The sequence below is a fragment of the Mycoplasmopsis agassizii genome (assembly GCF_002272945.1).
GTDB lineage: Bacteria > Bacillota_I > Bacilli_A > Mycoplasmatales > Metamycoplasmataceae > Mycoplasmopsis_B > Mycoplasmopsis_B agassizii.
Map to the genome: position 1 here is coordinate 48,824 of NZ_NQMN01000001.1, position 16,280 is coordinate 65,103.

At 28.2% G+C, this 16,280-nt stretch carries 11 protein-coding genes, 1 other RNA gene and 1 pseudogene; 8 read left to right on the top strand and 5 right to left on the bottom strand.

The window, feature by feature from the left end:
- Positions 1–7 precede the first annotated feature (7 nt).
- Both CJF60_RS00175 and CJF60_RS00180 read left to right on the top strand, forming a co-directional pair.
- Complete coding sequence (locus tag CJF60_RS00175; protein WP_084232824.1) at positions 8–1,660, top strand: hypothetical protein; 1,653 nt, start codon at positions 8–10, stop codon at positions 1,658–1,660.
- Positions 1,661–1,714: 54 nt separating this feature from the next.
- Positions 1,715–2,212 carry a hypothetical protein gene (locus CJF60_RS00180; protein ID WP_084232823.1) on the top strand — a complete coding sequence of 166 codons (498 nt, stop codon included), beginning with the start codon at positions 1,715–1,717 and terminating at the stop codon, positions 2,210–2,212.
- Positions 2,213–2,554: 342 nt separating this feature from the next.
- Here CJF60_RS00180 and aspS read toward each other — a convergent pair whose 3' ends face one another.
- Genes aspS through CJF60_RS00200 form a run of 3 tightly spaced genes read right to left on the bottom strand, consistent with a single transcriptional unit; the run spans position 2,555 to position 6,361 of the window.
- A complete protein-coding gene (gene aspS / locus CJF60_RS00190) occupies positions 2,555–4,258 on the bottom strand; it encodes an aspartate--tRNA ligase (RefSeq protein ID WP_234805293.1) in 1,704 nt (567 codons plus the stop codon).
- Positions 4,245–5,507, bottom strand: coding sequence for a histidine--tRNA ligase (gene hisS, locus CJF60_RS00195; RefSeq protein ID WP_084232820.1), 1,263 nt, complete (start codon positions 5,505–5,507; stop codon positions 4,245–4,247). The genes aspS and hisS overlap by 14 nt, the downstream gene beginning before the upstream one ends.
- An 11-nt stretch (positions 5,508–5,518) precedes the next feature.
- Positions 5,519–6,361 carry a hypothetical protein gene (locus tag CJF60_RS00200; protein WP_084232819.1) on the bottom strand — a complete coding sequence of 281 codons (843 nt, stop codon included), beginning with the start codon at positions 6,359–6,361 and terminating at the stop codon, positions 5,519–5,521.
- 106 nt (positions 6,362–6,467) lie between these two features.
- On the opposite strand from CJF60_RS00200, the gene CJF60_RS00205 reads away from it, so the two are divergent.
- From CJF60_RS00205 to CJF60_RS00215, 3 genes are read left to right on the top strand one after another with little or no spacing between them, the layout of a single operon-like run.
- A complete protein-coding gene (locus CJF60_RS00205; RefSeq protein WP_159444223.1) occupies positions 6,468–7,547 on the top strand; it encodes a nicotinate-nucleotide adenylyltransferase in 1,080 nt (359 codons plus the stop codon).
- A complete protein-coding gene (locus CJF60_RS00210) occupies positions 7,540–8,205 on the top strand; it encodes a phosphorylase family protein (protein ID WP_084232817.1) in 666 nt (221 codons plus the stop codon). The genes CJF60_RS00205 and CJF60_RS00210 overlap by 8 nt, the downstream gene beginning before the upstream one ends.
- Positions 8,205–8,912 (top strand): pseudouridine synthase, encoded by a 708-nt coding sequence (locus CJF60_RS00215; protein ID WP_084232816.1) that lies wholly within the window; start codon positions 8,205–8,207, stop codon positions 8,910–8,912. The genes CJF60_RS00210 and CJF60_RS00215 overlap by 1 nt, the downstream gene beginning before the upstream one ends.
- Before the next feature lie 74 nt (positions 8,913–8,986).
- Here CJF60_RS00215 and ssrA read toward each other — a convergent pair.
- Positions 8,987–9,386, bottom strand: a transfer-messenger RNA (tmRNA) gene (ssrA, locus tag CJF60_RS00220).
- A 446-nt stretch (positions 9,387–9,832) separates the two neighbouring features.
- Between ssrA and CJF60_RS05430 the strand changes: the two are divergent.
- Positions 9,833–11,050, top strand: a pseudogene (locus tag CJF60_RS05430) (phosphoglycerate kinase); the annotation flags it as partial.
- Positions 11,051–12,125: 1,075 nt separating this feature from the next.
- On the opposite strand, the gene CJF60_RS00230 reads toward CJF60_RS05430, so the two are convergent.
- Positions 12,126–12,629 carry an adenine phosphoribosyltransferase gene (locus CJF60_RS00230; protein WP_084232133.1) on the bottom strand — a complete coding sequence of 168 codons (504 nt, stop codon included), beginning with the start codon at positions 12,627–12,629 and terminating at the stop codon, positions 12,126–12,128.
- Between the two features lie 557 nt (positions 12,630–13,186).
- On the opposite strand from CJF60_RS00230, the gene lepA reads away from it, so the two are divergent.
- Positions 13,187–14,992: a translation elongation factor 4 gene (lepA, locus tag CJF60_RS00235; RefSeq protein WP_084232053.1), complete on the top strand. Its 1,806-nt coding sequence runs from the start codon at positions 13,187–13,189 to the stop codon at positions 14,990–14,992.
- Between the two features lie 221 nt (positions 14,993–15,213).
- Positions 15,214–16,215 (top strand): MPN527 family putative ECF transporter permease subunit, encoded by a 1,002-nt coding sequence (locus tag CJF60_RS00240; RefSeq protein WP_084232054.1) that lies wholly within the window; start codon positions 15,214–15,216, stop codon positions 16,213–16,215.
- The last annotated feature ends 65 nt before the right edge of the window (positions 16,216–16,280 follow it).

Sequence of the window (16,280 nt, forward strand, 5' to 3'; positions counted from 1 at the left end):
AATTATAATGAATATTATTGATGAACTAAAAATCCCATTGTGGTCTTATGATGAATCTAGTTTAAATTCATCAAATAATTTTTATATTGAAAATATAAATCAAAAAAAACAACAAATAAAAGATTATTTTAGTAAAAAGACACTCTCATCAATAACAAATATGGATGATTTCATCGATTATTTGTTCATATGGAGCATAAAATATTTAAAAACAACTTTCAAAAATGATGAATTTTCATTATCCAATATGTTTTCAAAAATTAAAACTGATAGAATGTCTGCTAGTAATTTTTTGAATAAGAATTTTCGTGAAATACTTACTGCAAATAGTTATTTTGCTAATAAATACGATGATCAAAGATTAAAGAAATTGACTATCAAGATGATTTTTAAAAATTTTAATCTTTATAAAAATATTATTTCACAAATAGAGAATGATTTCGGATGAATTATAATTGAGTATATTGTTTATTGTGAAAATTATTATAGTAAGCATGACAATCGATTTTCTAAAATTTTAAAAAGTAGAAATTATAAAAAATATTTTTTGAACGAGAACCTATACAACACATTTTCAATGCTGTCAAATTCAAGGAAAAAATTTGTTAGAGAATTCTTAAATGAAAAAGCAAAAGATGTATATTCGAGTTTAATTATTGAAATAGAGAAAGTAACGGAAGATAATTACCCAAGTGTTTGACAAAATTTGTCTACTTTTTTAAATATGAATAAAAATAAATATTTCAATTCAATTCCGATTTCAGAAATAGATTACCTTAAAAGAAGATCTCATGAACTAACTTTTTCTGTGGGTGCAAAATATTTAATAAAAGTTCCAATAGATATAGATAAAAAAGAATTAGAAGAATCAATCTCATTTGTTAAAGAACAATCAAAAGGTTCGATGTCTAATCTTTTATTTATTTTTTTTACACACAAACTAGAAAATAACAAATGAATCAGCAAATTTGTTTCTGATAAAGAAAGTAATACAAATTTATATGATGTTTTAGGAGCAGGATTAGAAAATGATTTGTTTTTTACTCCTTCTTATAAGGATAAAATAAAAGATTATATTGATAGAACTTCTAATTATATTTCACAAATTATAACCAGCGAAGATAGCTCTAATAATTTAGAGAACTTTTTGAATGCAGGCATTTTCAATATAGGAAAATATTTTAATGATATAAACTCCGATTTATTAGATTCAGTTAATGGTTTCTTCGGTTATTTTGTTTCATATTTGTCATACAGGGGTGAATATGAAGATACACATAAATATGAGTGCTACACTCTTTCGATGTTTGTTGTTACATTAATTGAAAGAATTATCAGGCTAGTATTCACAAAAATTTATCCTGAATCTCATTCGAGATCTTATACTCTTGGAAGGATGCTTAAAACATCTAATGAAGATGGTTCAAAATATGAAAATCTTTTAACTGAAGTTATTGATATTAATTTAGTAAAAGCACTTGAATACCATCTCTTAAGAACACAAGATAGTAAAATTGGTATGAACATTAGAAACAACCTGATGCATAACCAAAACATAGTATTTTCAACTATCCTTAATTCTTACTTATTGAGAATTTTTTTCTTATTCCTATCATTAATAAATTCTCTTAATTTTTATATCCTAAAAAAAATAGTCTAATATAAATGTTTTTGTTTTCAATTTGGTGTAAGTTTCTCTGTTATTATTTCTTATATGGAAATTAACGAAATTGATTTAGACAATTTTTTTGACACTGAAATTCCAGAATTACTTGTATTGGGATTTACACATTCAATGGACTTTAATAATCGTGTCTTTATAAATATTTTTAGTGGACTATTTGATAATGATTCTGGTAATGATCACAAAGTAATAAATGAAAAGGTTTATCCTGTTATGATAAAAATGACTGGATTAATAAGGAAAATATTAAGCAATCAAAAATATAAAAAAATAATCAGAAATTATTTCGAAATTAATTTATTAATTTTAGATAAGGAAGAAAATAAGGAGAAGCTCGAACTTTGACCATCTTTTAATGGCTTTTTTGAGAAACTTTCCGAAAATGTTTCAAAAAGTAAGAATTCTTACAATAATAAAGATAAATATGATTGCTATGTTATGTCAATGTTCATCATTTCCTTAATTGAAAAAATATTAAGACATCTTGCCACTAAAAATAGTGATAACATAGAAATAGTTGATCATTAAGATTTCACTCTTAATGCAATTTTGGGAAAAAATAATAAATTAAGTGATCATATAAATCATATCTTTGAAGAGGTGATTGGAATAGAGACTATTAAGATTTTAAGATATGAACTTGTAAATGATCCTGATAAGGAGATAACAAATAATTTCAGAAATAGACTAATGCATGGTAGAAATATTGAATTTTCATCCCTAGATAGTTTATTACTACTACATATATTTTATCTCTTTATGATGGTCATAAACAGTTTTGTTGCATATAACTCAAACATAGAAGGAAAGAAAATAAAAAAATTTTAAATTTTATATGTTAATCAAAAAAATCAGCTTTCACGCTGATTTTTATTTACTCTTAATTTCTAAGAAAACTTCATCAAGTTGTTCTTTAGTCACTTCTGAAGGTGAGCCTGTAAGTAAGTCTTGTGCTTTTGAATTTTTAGGAAAGGCAATTACATCTCTAATACTTTCACTTTTAGTTGCGATCATAATCATTCTTTCTAAACCAAAAGCAATTCCACAATGTGGTGGTAAACCATATTTAAATGAATTAATAAAGAAACCAAATTGGTTTTCTATCTGTTCATCAGTCAAACCAATTTTTTCAAAGATTTTTCTTTGAATGTCATAGCTATAAATACGTTCACTACCACCTGCTGCTTCAAAACCATTTAAAACTAGATCATAGGCTCTGGCTCTAGTTTTAACAAAATCTAGTTCACCATTTACTAATGTATCTTTATCATACATTGTAAAAGCATGATGAGCAGGTCCATAAGTATCTGTTTTTTCATCATATTCAAATAAAGGTCAATTTACTATTCAAGTAAATTTATATTTATCATCTGAACTTAATTTAAATAATAAATTAAGTTCATTTCTAACAGCACCTAGTGCTTGTTGGGTTTTCTCATAATTATCTTCAGCAACTATTAAAAAAGATTTAGTACTTGCTTGATAATGCTTAATAATCTTATTAACTGATTCAAGATCTTTTTTAGCAAAGTTAGTATCTTTTAAGTCGCCATTTTCAACATTAAAATATCAAAGTATGTTAGCTCCATTTTTCTTAACTACTTGTTCTAAGAACTTATGATCTTTTTTAGTAATTAAATGATCACTAGCAATTAATTTAATATTTTGTTTTTTACTAATGATGTTGAATTCAGAATTAGTAAAAAACATACTTGCATCTTCAATTAAATATTTAAAGCGTAAGTCAGGTTTATCTGAACCATAATATTTAATTGCATGATCATAATCCATTCTTTGAAAAGGGATTTTGATATCAATACCAACTGCTTTAAAACCTGCCTGCACAGTTTCTTCAACAATTGCTTGTAAGATTTCAGGACTTTGAAATGACATTTCAATATCAAGTTGACTAAATTCAGGTTGGCGATCTTTGCGCCCATCTTCATCTCTAAAAACACGAGCAACTTGATAATATTTTTCAAAACCAGAACTCATTAAAAGTTGTTTAAAAAGCTGTGGACTTTGAGGCAAAGAATAAAAATGACCTGCTTTTCTAGTTGCAACTAAAAAGTCACGAGCACCTTCAGGTGTTGATTTAGCTAGAATTGGAGTTTCAATTTCAATGAAGCCTTTTTCTTCTAATTTATTACGCATTGCCTTGATCATATGAAAACGTTTAACAAGAATGTCGTGACTTTTAGGCTTTCTTAGTTCTAAATAACGATACTTACCTGATAGTTCTTCTTTAACATGATTATTGTCATCGATAACAAAAGGAAGTTCTTGTGCATAGTTTAAAACTTCTAATTCAGAAGCAATAATTTCAAATTTTCCAGTCTTGATTTTTTCATTTACATCTTTACGATTTTTTAAAATACCAGTAACTTTAATTACACTTTCGTTAGAAATTTTTTGTTCTAAATCATTAACAACGATTTGAATAATTCCACTTTCATCTCTTAAATCAATGAAAGTTAATTTTCCAAAATTACGATGTTGTTGCACTCATCCATAAACTTCAATTTCTTTTTCGAGAAACGATTCATTAATTTCTCCGTTATTAATTTTCTTCATTTTGATCCTTTAATAATATTTCTAATTGTTGATTTAAATTATGATTTTCAATTTCATAAATTAATTTTGATTGAGTATTTTTTAAGACAAATTCATTTAATTTTTCTTCATAAAAAATTAAATAAGATGCTTCCTTAATTTTCTTATTTTTGAAAGCTTTTTTATGCTCAATTATCTTTTCAATAATTTCAAAATCAACATCTTTAAATGCTAATTTTGAACGCATCATAATTAGATCTCAATACTCTTTTTCAGTTGTTGCATAAGCAACAATTTTTAATTTTTTAGACTCTTCAAAATTAATAATTTCAAGTAGTCTTTCTAATCCAAAAGCAAAGCCAACTCCAGGTGTATCTTGACCACCAATTTCTTTTAATAAATTGTTATATGAGCCCCCACCTAAAATAACTTTTTGTGCTCCTAATTGATCTGATTTATCTATAAATTCAAAAACTAAATCTTGGTAATAATCAAAACCTCTAACTAATTTTTGATTAACTTCAATTTCAATATTTTGATCTAAATTTGTTTTCAAAATATTTAAAATATCTTCTAGTTTTTGTTTTGATTCATTGCTTAAATAATCAAACAAAATTGGAGCATTTTTAACAAAGTCTTTTTGTGCTTCAATTTTGTCATCTAGAATTCTTAATGCATTTTTCTCTAGTCTAGCTAATGATACTTCTTCTAGTTCATTAACATAATTTTGAAAATATCTTTTAAGTTCATTATTATAATTTTGTCTTTCATTAAAAGAACCTAATCAATTAATTTGAACTTTGTAATTAGTTATATTTAATGAATTTAAAAAGTCAATAGCAATTAAAATAACTTCTGCAAAATACTTAGAATCTGCATTTGTAAGTCATTCTATTCCACCTTGAAAAAACTGCCGAAAACGCCCTTTTTGGGGTCTTTCGTAACGAAACATAGGACCAAAATAAAATCCACGAAAAGGTATTTCATAATTATTTTCAGCAATTGCTCTTAAGACACTTGCAGTACCTTCTGGTCTTAATGCAAGTTCACGATTTGCTTTATCTTTAAATTCATAAAGTTCTTTTTTTACAATGTCACTTAATTCACCAGTTGCTCTTTTAAATAAATCGCTTGTTTCGAATATAGGTGTTTCAATATAATTAAAATTATATTTGTTCATTGTTTCAAAAAATTTACTACGAATTAATTCAAGTTTTTTTGCTTTAATTTCATAAAAATCTTGAACACCTTTTGCACGTGTATATTTCATTTTTTAATTCCTTAAATAAGTGCAAATAAAACTACTGCACCAATAATGAAAAATGCTAAAAAGGCTGTTGCAATTAAAAAGTTTCTTGAATAAATTTTGTATCTACTTCTAAATTTATATGCAGGGTTAATTGCTTCATAAAAATAAAATTCTCTAAAAAATAAAACACGGAAATTTAGAAAATCTTGTTCAGAAAAAATGTCTGGAAAAACATCTAAAACTTCAGTAGATTTTAAGCTAGTAATTTTATTAATTGCTTCTTGATTCGAAAAAGCAAAAGCAACATTTTTAGGATTTCATCATTTACCAAAATAAGTTTTTATTCAGACATTTTTATAAGCTAAAATTCTGTTTGTTCTTAGCAAGATATATAAGCTAAAAGCAATCCCAAAAAGTAGTACAACAGTTGCAATTAAAATAAAAGGTACATTGTTGTTTGTAGATGAAATTAAGGTATGTCTAGATGAAGCAAATACAAAAGTTACTCCAGCAATAATTAATACTAAAAATGCTAAAGAGACAATAAAAAGATACTGTAAAAAATTCTTTTTACTTAAGGTTTTTTTATAAGGTTTTTTTTCTTGACTAGATGAATTAAGAGAAAGGATACGTTGTGTCATTCTGAATAGTTGTGCTTTAGCACGGGGATCACTTTGATTATAAGTTTCGTAAAATTCTTCTTTAGAACCCCAGTTACTAATACGTGCTTTTTCAGGAGTTTTATAGTTAACTTCAAAATCAGGACTACGGACTCACTCTTCACGACTGATAAAATTTTCATCTCTGATAATCGATAACTTGTGCTCGATTTCTCTTAGTTCATCTGCTAAATTTCTTTTATTACTTTTCGCCATTGTTGTTTAATATTATAAAGGCTTTAAAGATAATTTTATGATAAAATTATAAAAGCATTTTATAACAATCGATTCAAAAAATAAACTAAGTTAGGAACAGGTGAATGTGAGTAAGATAATTCTTTATGGGGGAAGTTTTGATCCAATCCATCAGGGTCACTTAAAAATTGCTGATTATGCAAAAAAATTTATTGCAAGCGATCGCTTCATTTGAGTACCTACTAATACTAACCCTTTTAAAAAGGGTACTAAAATTTCATCTTCAAAAGACCGTGTGAAGATGCTTGAACTAGCAATTCCTAGTGAAGATGAGATTTCTGATTTTGAAGTTAAAAGACAAACTATTAGTTACACTAAAGATACAATTGCTTATTTTAAAAGTAAATATCCTAATGATGAACTCTACTTTTTAATCGGTAGTGATTTATTATCCAAGTTGCATAAATGAGAAGGCATTGACTGAATTAGCACTAATGTCAAAATCTTAGTAGCTAAACGTACTAAGACTTTTTCTAAACTGAATGCTAAAAAATATCGTGCTTTAATTATGGATAATCCGATTTTAGAATTTTCTTCAACCGATGTTAAGTACGGTCGCTATGATTTAGTGCCTGAGCAAGTTAAAAAATATTATGCTGCTAACTATTTATATCTAGATTCAAATATTAAAAAGAATTTAACGATTCATCGTTCAAAACATTGTTTTGCAACTGCAGAATTAGCAGGAGAATATGCTAAACTAAATAATATAGATTTTAAAAAGGCTTATTATGCAGGTCTGATTCACGATATCACTAAAGAGTGAAAAGATGAACAGCACTTAAGATTACTTAAAAAGTATTATCCTAATCAGCGTTTTGAAAAATATCAATATCATCAACATAGTGCATCTTTATGATTTAAACATGTTTATAAAAATGATGATGAAGAGATTTTTCAAGCCTTAGCAAATCATACAACAATGGAAATCAAGCCTTTATCAGTTTTAGATAAAATTATCTATGTTGCTGATAAGTTGGCTTACGGGCGCAAGTGAGAAGGGATTCAAAATGTCCGTAAACTTGCTCTTGATAATTTAGAATTAGGTTTTAAAGCACTTTTAGAGAAAAATCTAGAATTTTTAAAAGAAAAAGGTGCTTTAACTGACGAAGTCAGAGAAAATTATATGGAGATGATAAATGGCTAAAAAAAGAATTCACTTAATTGTTGCTGATAAAAATGAAGTAGATATTATTGTTAATTCAGGCTTTAAAAACACTAAAACAGTTGATACAAACTTAAGGAAATATTACTTATTAGAAAATAAGGACTTAGAAATTATTTTAGGTTGATCAAAAATTGGTTTAGTTAATGCAGCAATTACAATGCAAGACATGATTAACACTTTTAAGCCCAAAATTATTTACAATTTTGGGGCAGTAGGTTCATTAAATAAGGATGATTTGTTTAAAACTTTCATCATTAGTGATGCTTACTATTCAGATGTTGATACCCCTTGATATCTTCCAGGACAACTTCCTGGTGAACCTCAATCTTTTAAATTATTTACTAATTTTAAAAATGTTGCCAAGATGGATAAACGTAAAATTGCTTCAGCAAATTCATTTATTTATGAATATGAAAAAGCATTTTATATTAAAAATGTTTTAACAACTGATTTATACGACATGGAAACTGCTGCACTAGCTCATACAGCAATTCAAAATAAAATTGCTTTCAGTTCTTTTAAAAGTGTGTCCGATATTGTTGATCTATCAGGTAATAAAGATATTGCTGAAATCAACCGTAACATTCAAATTGCAGGCGATAACGCCTTCAAATTGTTAATTAAAAGTGCTATTTAATGAAGATTAGAATTAATAAGTATTTAGCAACATTAGGCTATGCCAGTCGCCGCGAAATTGAGCGCTGAATAAGTGAAGGTTTAATCACGGTCAATGGTAAAGTTGCGCAGCTCGGTATGCTAGTTGATGATCAAGATCATATTAAAGTTAATAACAAATTAGTTGTTACTAAAACAGTGAGTAAGGTTTATTTAATTTTAAATAAACCACCTAAAGTTATTTCTGCAGTTAAAGATGATCGTAATCGTGTCTGTGTAACTCATTTAATTAACAGTAAATATAAAGTTTATCCAGTTGGTAGACTTGATTATGATGCTCGTGGCTTAATTTTATTAACTAATGATGGTGATCTAGCACATTGCATGATGCACCCTTCTTTTGAAGTAAAACGTGTTTATCACGCTTTACTTTCAGAAGAATTAACTGTTGATGACTTAACTTTTTTAAATTCTAATCAGGTAAAAATTGATCATCAACAGTCTTTACAAAAAGTTTTTAGAATTGCTCCTAAACTTTATGAAGTAGAAATTTCTCAAGGTAAATATCATCATGTTAAACGCTTATTTGAAGCAGTTAATAAAAAGGTTAAAGAACTAGAACGAGTGGCTTATGGCAATTTAACTTTAGAAAATTTAGCCCTAGGTAAATCTCGTAACTTGACTAAAGATGAACTTGAAGAATTAAAAAATTTGTGTATTAAGAAATAGGTTTATTTCTTAATTTTTTATTTTCTAAAATAAAAAATCTCTTTTAAAAAAAGAGATTAGGTCTAATTTAGTTATGGTGGAGATGCGGGGAGTCGAACCCCGGTCCAACCATTTTAAGGTCTTACTATGTCTACAGTTTAGTTACTGATTTAATACTCAAATAAACACTATCAATAACAAAAGTAATTTATTTAAGAAGCCTAAATTTAAAATTAATAAGCGACTTAATTATTAATTCGAGATTCAAAGACTACAGATTATTTAAATGAATCTTTTAAATAACTGACTAGTTGCTAATAACTAAGCAAAAGCTAGGTTTGATTGGTATTGACTTGATTGAGCGATCATTAGATCGTTGTATTCAAAGTCTTCTTGTTTTTCGTTTCCGTTTGCTGAAACGCCTAGAAGCAATTATAGTCTGCCACACTACTGCAATAATAAGTTTAAAATAGTTGTCGAAACCATTACACCCCCATGGTTTCTATTATATAAATTAATTAACTGGTTTTTTAAATATTGTCTTAATAACTATTTTTTTATTGATTCTGTAAATAAAAAAATGAAAAGATGTTTTTGTTTTTTAAGTAAGTTACTTAATTAAAGGATTATTATGAATTTTTTTCTCACAATAGAGAGAAAAAAATGCTTTTTTTGCAAAATTTTAATTTTTTAAAAATCATCTTTTTAATTTTCTATTTTAATTTTTAAAAGCAAAAAGTGATTTTTTCTTTAAAAAATTACAGAAAAAGAAACTTTTTAGTCAAAAAATAAAAATCATCTTTTTAATTATCTAAAAATCTGTTTTTTGATTTTTTTAAATTTTTTTACTTTCATTTTTCTATATAATAATGGAAAACATTACAACAAAACTTTTGCCATTCAATGGAGAATTATTTAAGGCAAAAGTTGTGAGAGGAATTATGAAAAAATTTATTACGGATTTAAGTCTAAGTGGTAAAAAAGTTATCGTTCGTTTAGATTTAAATGTTCCTATTGACAAGAAAACAGGAAAGATTACTTCTTTAAAAAGAATTAAAGAAGCTATTCCAACAATTAATTACGTTGTTGAAAATGGTGGTCGTGCTATTTTAATGTCTCACCTAGGAAGAGTAAAAACTAAAGAAGATAGAGAAACAAAATCTTTATTACCAGTTGCTACAGCACTTGCTGACTTACTGCAAAAAGATATTCGTTTCATTGATAAAACTAGAGGAAAACGTTTAGAATCAGCAATTGAAAGATTGAAAGACGGAGAAATTATCTTGATGGAAAATACTCGTTTTGAAGATCTAAATGATAAAGCTGAAAGTAAAAACGATCCTGAATTAGCTAAATACTGAGCATCATTAGGAGATGTTTTCATCAATGATGCTTTCGGTACATCACACCGTTCACACGCTTCAAACGTAGGGATTGCAACTTACATTCCTGAAAGTGCGGTTGGTTTCTTAATTAAAAAAGAAATCGTTAACTTAAGTGAAGTTCTAGGGCAACCACAACGTCCTTTTGTAGCAATTATTGGTGGTGCAAAAGTTAGTGATAAAATTCTAGTTCTAAAAAGTTTAATCGATAACGTTGATAAATTAATTATCGGTGGAGCAATGGCTTACACCTTCATGAAGGCACAAAATATTGGTGTTGGAAATTCAATGGTTGAAGAAGACCAGGTTGAATTTGCTCGTGAATTCTTATTAAATAATCAAGGTAAAATTGTTTTACCAATTGACCATGCACTAGCAAAATCTTTTGAAGATAAACAACCTCAATATAACTTTGATAACCCAATTGAAATTCCAACAACTTTTATGGCTTTAGATATTGGACCTGAAACAGGTAAATTAATTACTAAATATCTAAATGGAGATCAAGAATTAGGAATTGAAGCTGCTCGTACAGTCTTTTGAAATGGACCTATGGGAGTAACTGAGTTTTCAAACTATAAAGTTGGAACTCAAACAGTTGTTAATGCAATTTCTACTCTAAAAAATACTTTCTCAGTAGTAGGTGGGGGAGATTCTGTTGCTGCTATTGAAAGTTTAGACGCCGAAAAATACTTTAGCCACATTTCTACAGGTGGAGGTGCTTCAATTGAATTTATTGAAGGTAAACCATTAGTAGGAATTGAAGCAATTCAAGATCTAGATGCTTACTCAAGAAAACACGTTGTTGAAGAGCAACAAATTTTTGAAGAAGAACAAAGCAGTGAAGAAGCAAGTATTGATGAATACACTTCAAAACTAGGTGATTCAACAATCGCTATGACTGATGAAAACTTATTTGCTGATTTAGAAGCAATGAGTTTACCAGAAGTAGAACCTGAGCCAGTTGTTAAAGAAGAAGAATTATTTGTTGAAGAAACTGCACCATTGCCAGTTCAACCTTCAAATGAAGTTGTAACAAATAAAGACTTATCAGATATTCCAACAACTGAATTAGAAGAATCATTACTTCGTGATCTAGAAATCACAAACTTAATGAGTGAAGAAACTCCTAAAGAAGAAGTTATTGAAGAATTAGTAATTGAAGATCATCCCGAAGAAAACATTGTAGTTTCTGAAGATTCAATCGATGAGTTCTTTAATACAAGTGAAGATAACTTATTTGAAGCAGATACTGAATCAGAAACTTTTGAACACTTCTTTGAAGATGTTACAGAAGAAACTGAATTAAAACCTACAACAGCTGAGTTGCCTGTACTTGAATCAACTGATGAATTATTAGCTGATACAGATGAACATGCACATCATCATGAAGAACACGATCATGACCATGAACATCACCACGATGAGCACGATCACGAACACAGCCATGAAGAACATGATCACGATCATGAAGGTCATGTGCATGAACATTTACATGAAGAAGAACACGGTTATGACCCACTTCGTGAAGAAGTACTTGATGAAACTGATCAATTATTTAATGATTCTCTTGATGAACAAGAAAGCCTTGAAGATTCATCTGAATTACAAGAATTCATTGAAACAAGCACTCAAGAATACACAGGTGATTCTACAGAATCATTATTCGATGACATTGAAATCGATAATGAAACAACTCAAGAAGAAGCACCAGTGAAAAAAGTTGGATTCTGAAAACGTTTATTCGGTAAAAAATAATTCAACAAATCACAGAAAATGATTAAAGAAAAAGGGCAAAACGCCCTTTTTTTGATTCCTTTATCTTTTAAATTTACTTTTTTTTATTTTTTAGTTAAACCTTGATTAAGGCTTCAACTTCAGGTTTTAAATTACTTTTACCATCTAAGAAAGTTAGTTCCATTAAGACAATAATTTTAATCACTTCTACGCCTTGTGATTCAAGTAAATCAACAATTGCATTTAAAGTTCCACCTGTTGCTAAAACATCATCGATAATAATTGCTTTTTGTCCTTTTTGAACATAACCTTTTTGAATCTCTAGAATATTTTTTCCATATTCTAGAGCATATTTTCTAGTAATCACTTCTCCAGGTAATTTACCTGCTTTACGAACCATGATAAAAGGCTTTTTTAAAAAAGCAGCAACTGGTGTACCGAATAAAAACCCACGTGCATCAGGACCTACGATAATATCTGCTTCTTTGGCTAGTTCAGCCATTGTAGTAATTGTATAGTTTAGTGCTTCACCATTAGCTAATAATGGTGAAATGTCTTTAAAGACTATCCCTTTCGTGGGGAAGTCTTTCACATCTTTGATATATTTAATTAATTGCATTTCTTTGAAATTATATGCTTTTAAATCCATAAAATCATAATATTTTTTAAAATATTATGAAGCGAGTTTTTAGGTAGTTAGCGGTTGAAAGTTGAGTTAGATTGTGGTTGGTTTTTTGAGTCAAAATAAAAACTGTTTAATAAGTAAAGTAGTTACACTCAAATATTTAAATAAGCAAATTATCAAGTATAATTATTTAACATAGAATTTTTTAATAGTAATGAAATTTTATTCTATGCAAATTGAACCCCCACATTAGTGTACAAGTTATCGCTTAGTATTGCCCCGTTGCGGCGATAAAAATTGCTAAAGAGCATAAGATATGAGAAAGAGTTTTTATAAAAAAACTGTCTAACTAGTATGTTTTCAAGTGTGGAACGGGCTGAACATGTGCGCAGGCGTTCAGAGAAAAAGAGTCTGAAAGGGCTCTTTTTTTAATAGCCTAAACTAGCCAGTTATTACTTTTAAAACTATCTATTTTCTTGAAAAAATTTCATCAGAATATTTACAACAAAACTCAGGCTTTTTTGCTCTCTTAATTTATAATTAAAAAACTTATGGATAAATCAAAAATTAGAAACTTTTCAATCATTGCTCATATTGATCATGGCAAGAGCACTTTAGCAGATAGGATTTTAGAAATCACTTCAACTGTTGAAAAAAGATTATTGCAGGCACAACATCTAGACAGCATGGACATTGAAAGAGAACGTGGTATTACTATTAAGTTAAATGCTGCACAGATTAAATATAAAGATTATACTTTTCATTTAATCGATACGCCCGGTCATGTTGATTTTACTTATGAAGTATCACGTTCTTTAGCGGCTTCAGAAGGAGCCTTATTAATAGTCGATGCCAGTCAAGGGATTGAAGCGCAAACCCTGGCTAATGTTTATTTAGCAATTGAAAATAACTTAGAAATTATTCCTGTAATTAATAAAATTGACCTACCAAGTGCTGATGTAGAAAGAGTTAAACAAGATATTGAATCAGTGATAGGCATTAGTGCTGAAAAAGCAATTTTAATTTCTGCAAAAAATAATATTAATATTGAAGCTGTTTTAGAAGCTGTCATTGAAAAAATTCCTGCTCCTAAAAATGCTGATGATAATTTAGCTTTAAAAGCCTTAATTTTTGATTCTTATTTTGATCCTTATCGTGGCGTTGTCTTATTAGTGAGAATTTTTGAAGGTAAAATTAAGTTAAATGATACCTTTATTTTTATGTCTAATAATAAAGAATATCATGTTACTGAATTAGGGGTAAAAACACCGACTGAAGTTAAAAAAGAATATCTTGAAGCAGGTGAAGTAGGTTGAATTGCTGCTTCAATTCGTGATGCTAAAGAGGTTGCAGTTGGTGATACGATCACTTTAAAAGCAAATCCTACAAAAACAATGCTTCCAGGTTATAAAAAGATGAAAGCAGTGGTTTTTACAGGATTTTATCCTATTGATGGTAAGGATTATCCGATTTTAAAAGAATCTTTAGAAAAAATTTCACTTAGTGATAGCAGTATTACATGAGAACAAGAATCTTCAAAAGCTCTAGGTTTTGGTTTTCGAGTTGGTTTTCTAGGTCTATTACACATGGAAGTTTTACAAGAAAGACTGCAACGAGAATTCAACGTTTCAATCATTGCTACAAGCCCTAGTGTTACTTATAAATTAACTAGAAGTAATGGTGAAGTTGAATATTTATCTAACCCTGCAGAGTTTCCTGAAGCAAATTACATTTCTAAAATTGAAGAACCTTACATTCAGGCTTCAATTTTAGTAACTGAAGAATATATCGGTTCAGTTATGGAATTATGTAACTCAAAAAGAGGTAAATATATCAACATTGAATACCATGAAAAAAGAGTAACTGTAATTTATGAAATGCCTTTAGCTGAAATTATTTTAGACTTTTTTGACAGACTAAAATCTGTCACAAAAGGTTATGCTTCATTTGATTACAACATGATTGGCTATTTAGAAAATAAACTAGAAAAAGTCGAAATTTTATTAAATAAAGAAAAAGTTGATGCTTTTTCTTTCATCTCACACCATGAATTTTCTTATGAAAAATCAAGGATTTTAGTTGAAAAACTAAAAGAAGTAATTCCTAGACAAAGTTTTGAGATTCCCGTACAAGCAGTGATCGGTGCTAAAGTTATTGCCCGTGAAACTATCAAAGCTTATCGTAAAGATGTTACTGCTAAATTATATGGTGGTGATGTGACACGGCGCATGAAACTACTAGAAAAACAAAAAGCTGGTAAAAAACGTATGAAAGCAATTGGTAAAGTGGAAATCCCTCAAGAAGCCTTCTTATCAGTTTTAAAAAATAATCAAGACAATAAAACTTCAAAAAAATAATTTTTATTTTCTTTTGAAGTTTTTTTCTTGCTTTTACTTATTATTAAAATAACTAAAAGCGAACTTTACTAGTTATTGTCGCTTAAAATCTTTTAAAAGTTAGCTGCATTAATTAAGTAAAAACGCAAAAAGACTTTTACAACAAAAAAATAATTTTGACAAAAAAAATTTAAAAAAATATTTTTGAGCAAATTATTTTAATATTTATTAATAATAGAGACATGTTTAATAAAGAGAGAGAAACTACAACCATTAAGGAAGAGATTGAAGCAACACTAAACTACAATCCTTATAACCAAAAACTTAATGGAGTGCGCTTTGATTCAAGCACACAATTACAAACAGTTTCAGCAACAACTAAATCAAAAAGCCCTGCGCTTTTAAGATTTTTCGCTGAAAGAAAAGCAACTAAAGAATATAACAGAATCCTTTTAACTAAAAAAATCGCCATCACAGGGATGATGTTTGCGCTAGTTTTACTATTTTCATGAATTGCTCATTTAAGTGGCATTTTTGGATTTTTAAAAGTCGATGTTTCACTTGTATTTATCCTAGCAACCTTAATGGTTGCAGGATATCCATATGCATTTACCTTAATTATTTTAAAATTTGCAATTGTTCCAGCATTTACGGGAGGCGCTGGCTATAGCCATGTTGGAATTTTAGGTCATGTTATTTTATTAATAACCTTCTTAATTGCAACTACCATTTTCTACTTACTAGCTAATTTTCATTTAGTTTTATCACGTAAGATTAAAATCAGCGATTCAAATAGAAGAATCGTGCATGTACCATTAAAATGACAAGTAACTTATATAATTGCTGCTTTAGCATTAACAACTGTAGCAATTTCAACCTTGAATACATTCTTATTTAACCCACTTTATTTTTCATTATTTGGAATGCTTCAAGGTCCTGCTACTTACTCAAACATGGCAAATCTATATTCACTTCAAGGATTTTCAACATTCTTCTTTGGAATTCCTGAATACATTAACGGTTCATACGCTTTATATACAGCGTTTAACACAATTCAATTCTCAATTGTTGGTGTTGTTACTGTTGGATTTGTTATTTTCTATAGTAAATCTTACAAATACTTTGGTTTAGACCAAAGTATTTACTTAACAAAAGAACTTGCTAAAAAACCAAAACAACTTCCTTTAGCTGTTTTAAGCAAAAAAACAGACCCAGTTTCTAACTCTTTTGACTGATCTTTTTAAAAAGATTGTTACAAAAAGGTCATAATAAGATAAAATCACTAGTGATTTTATTTAACTAATTTAGA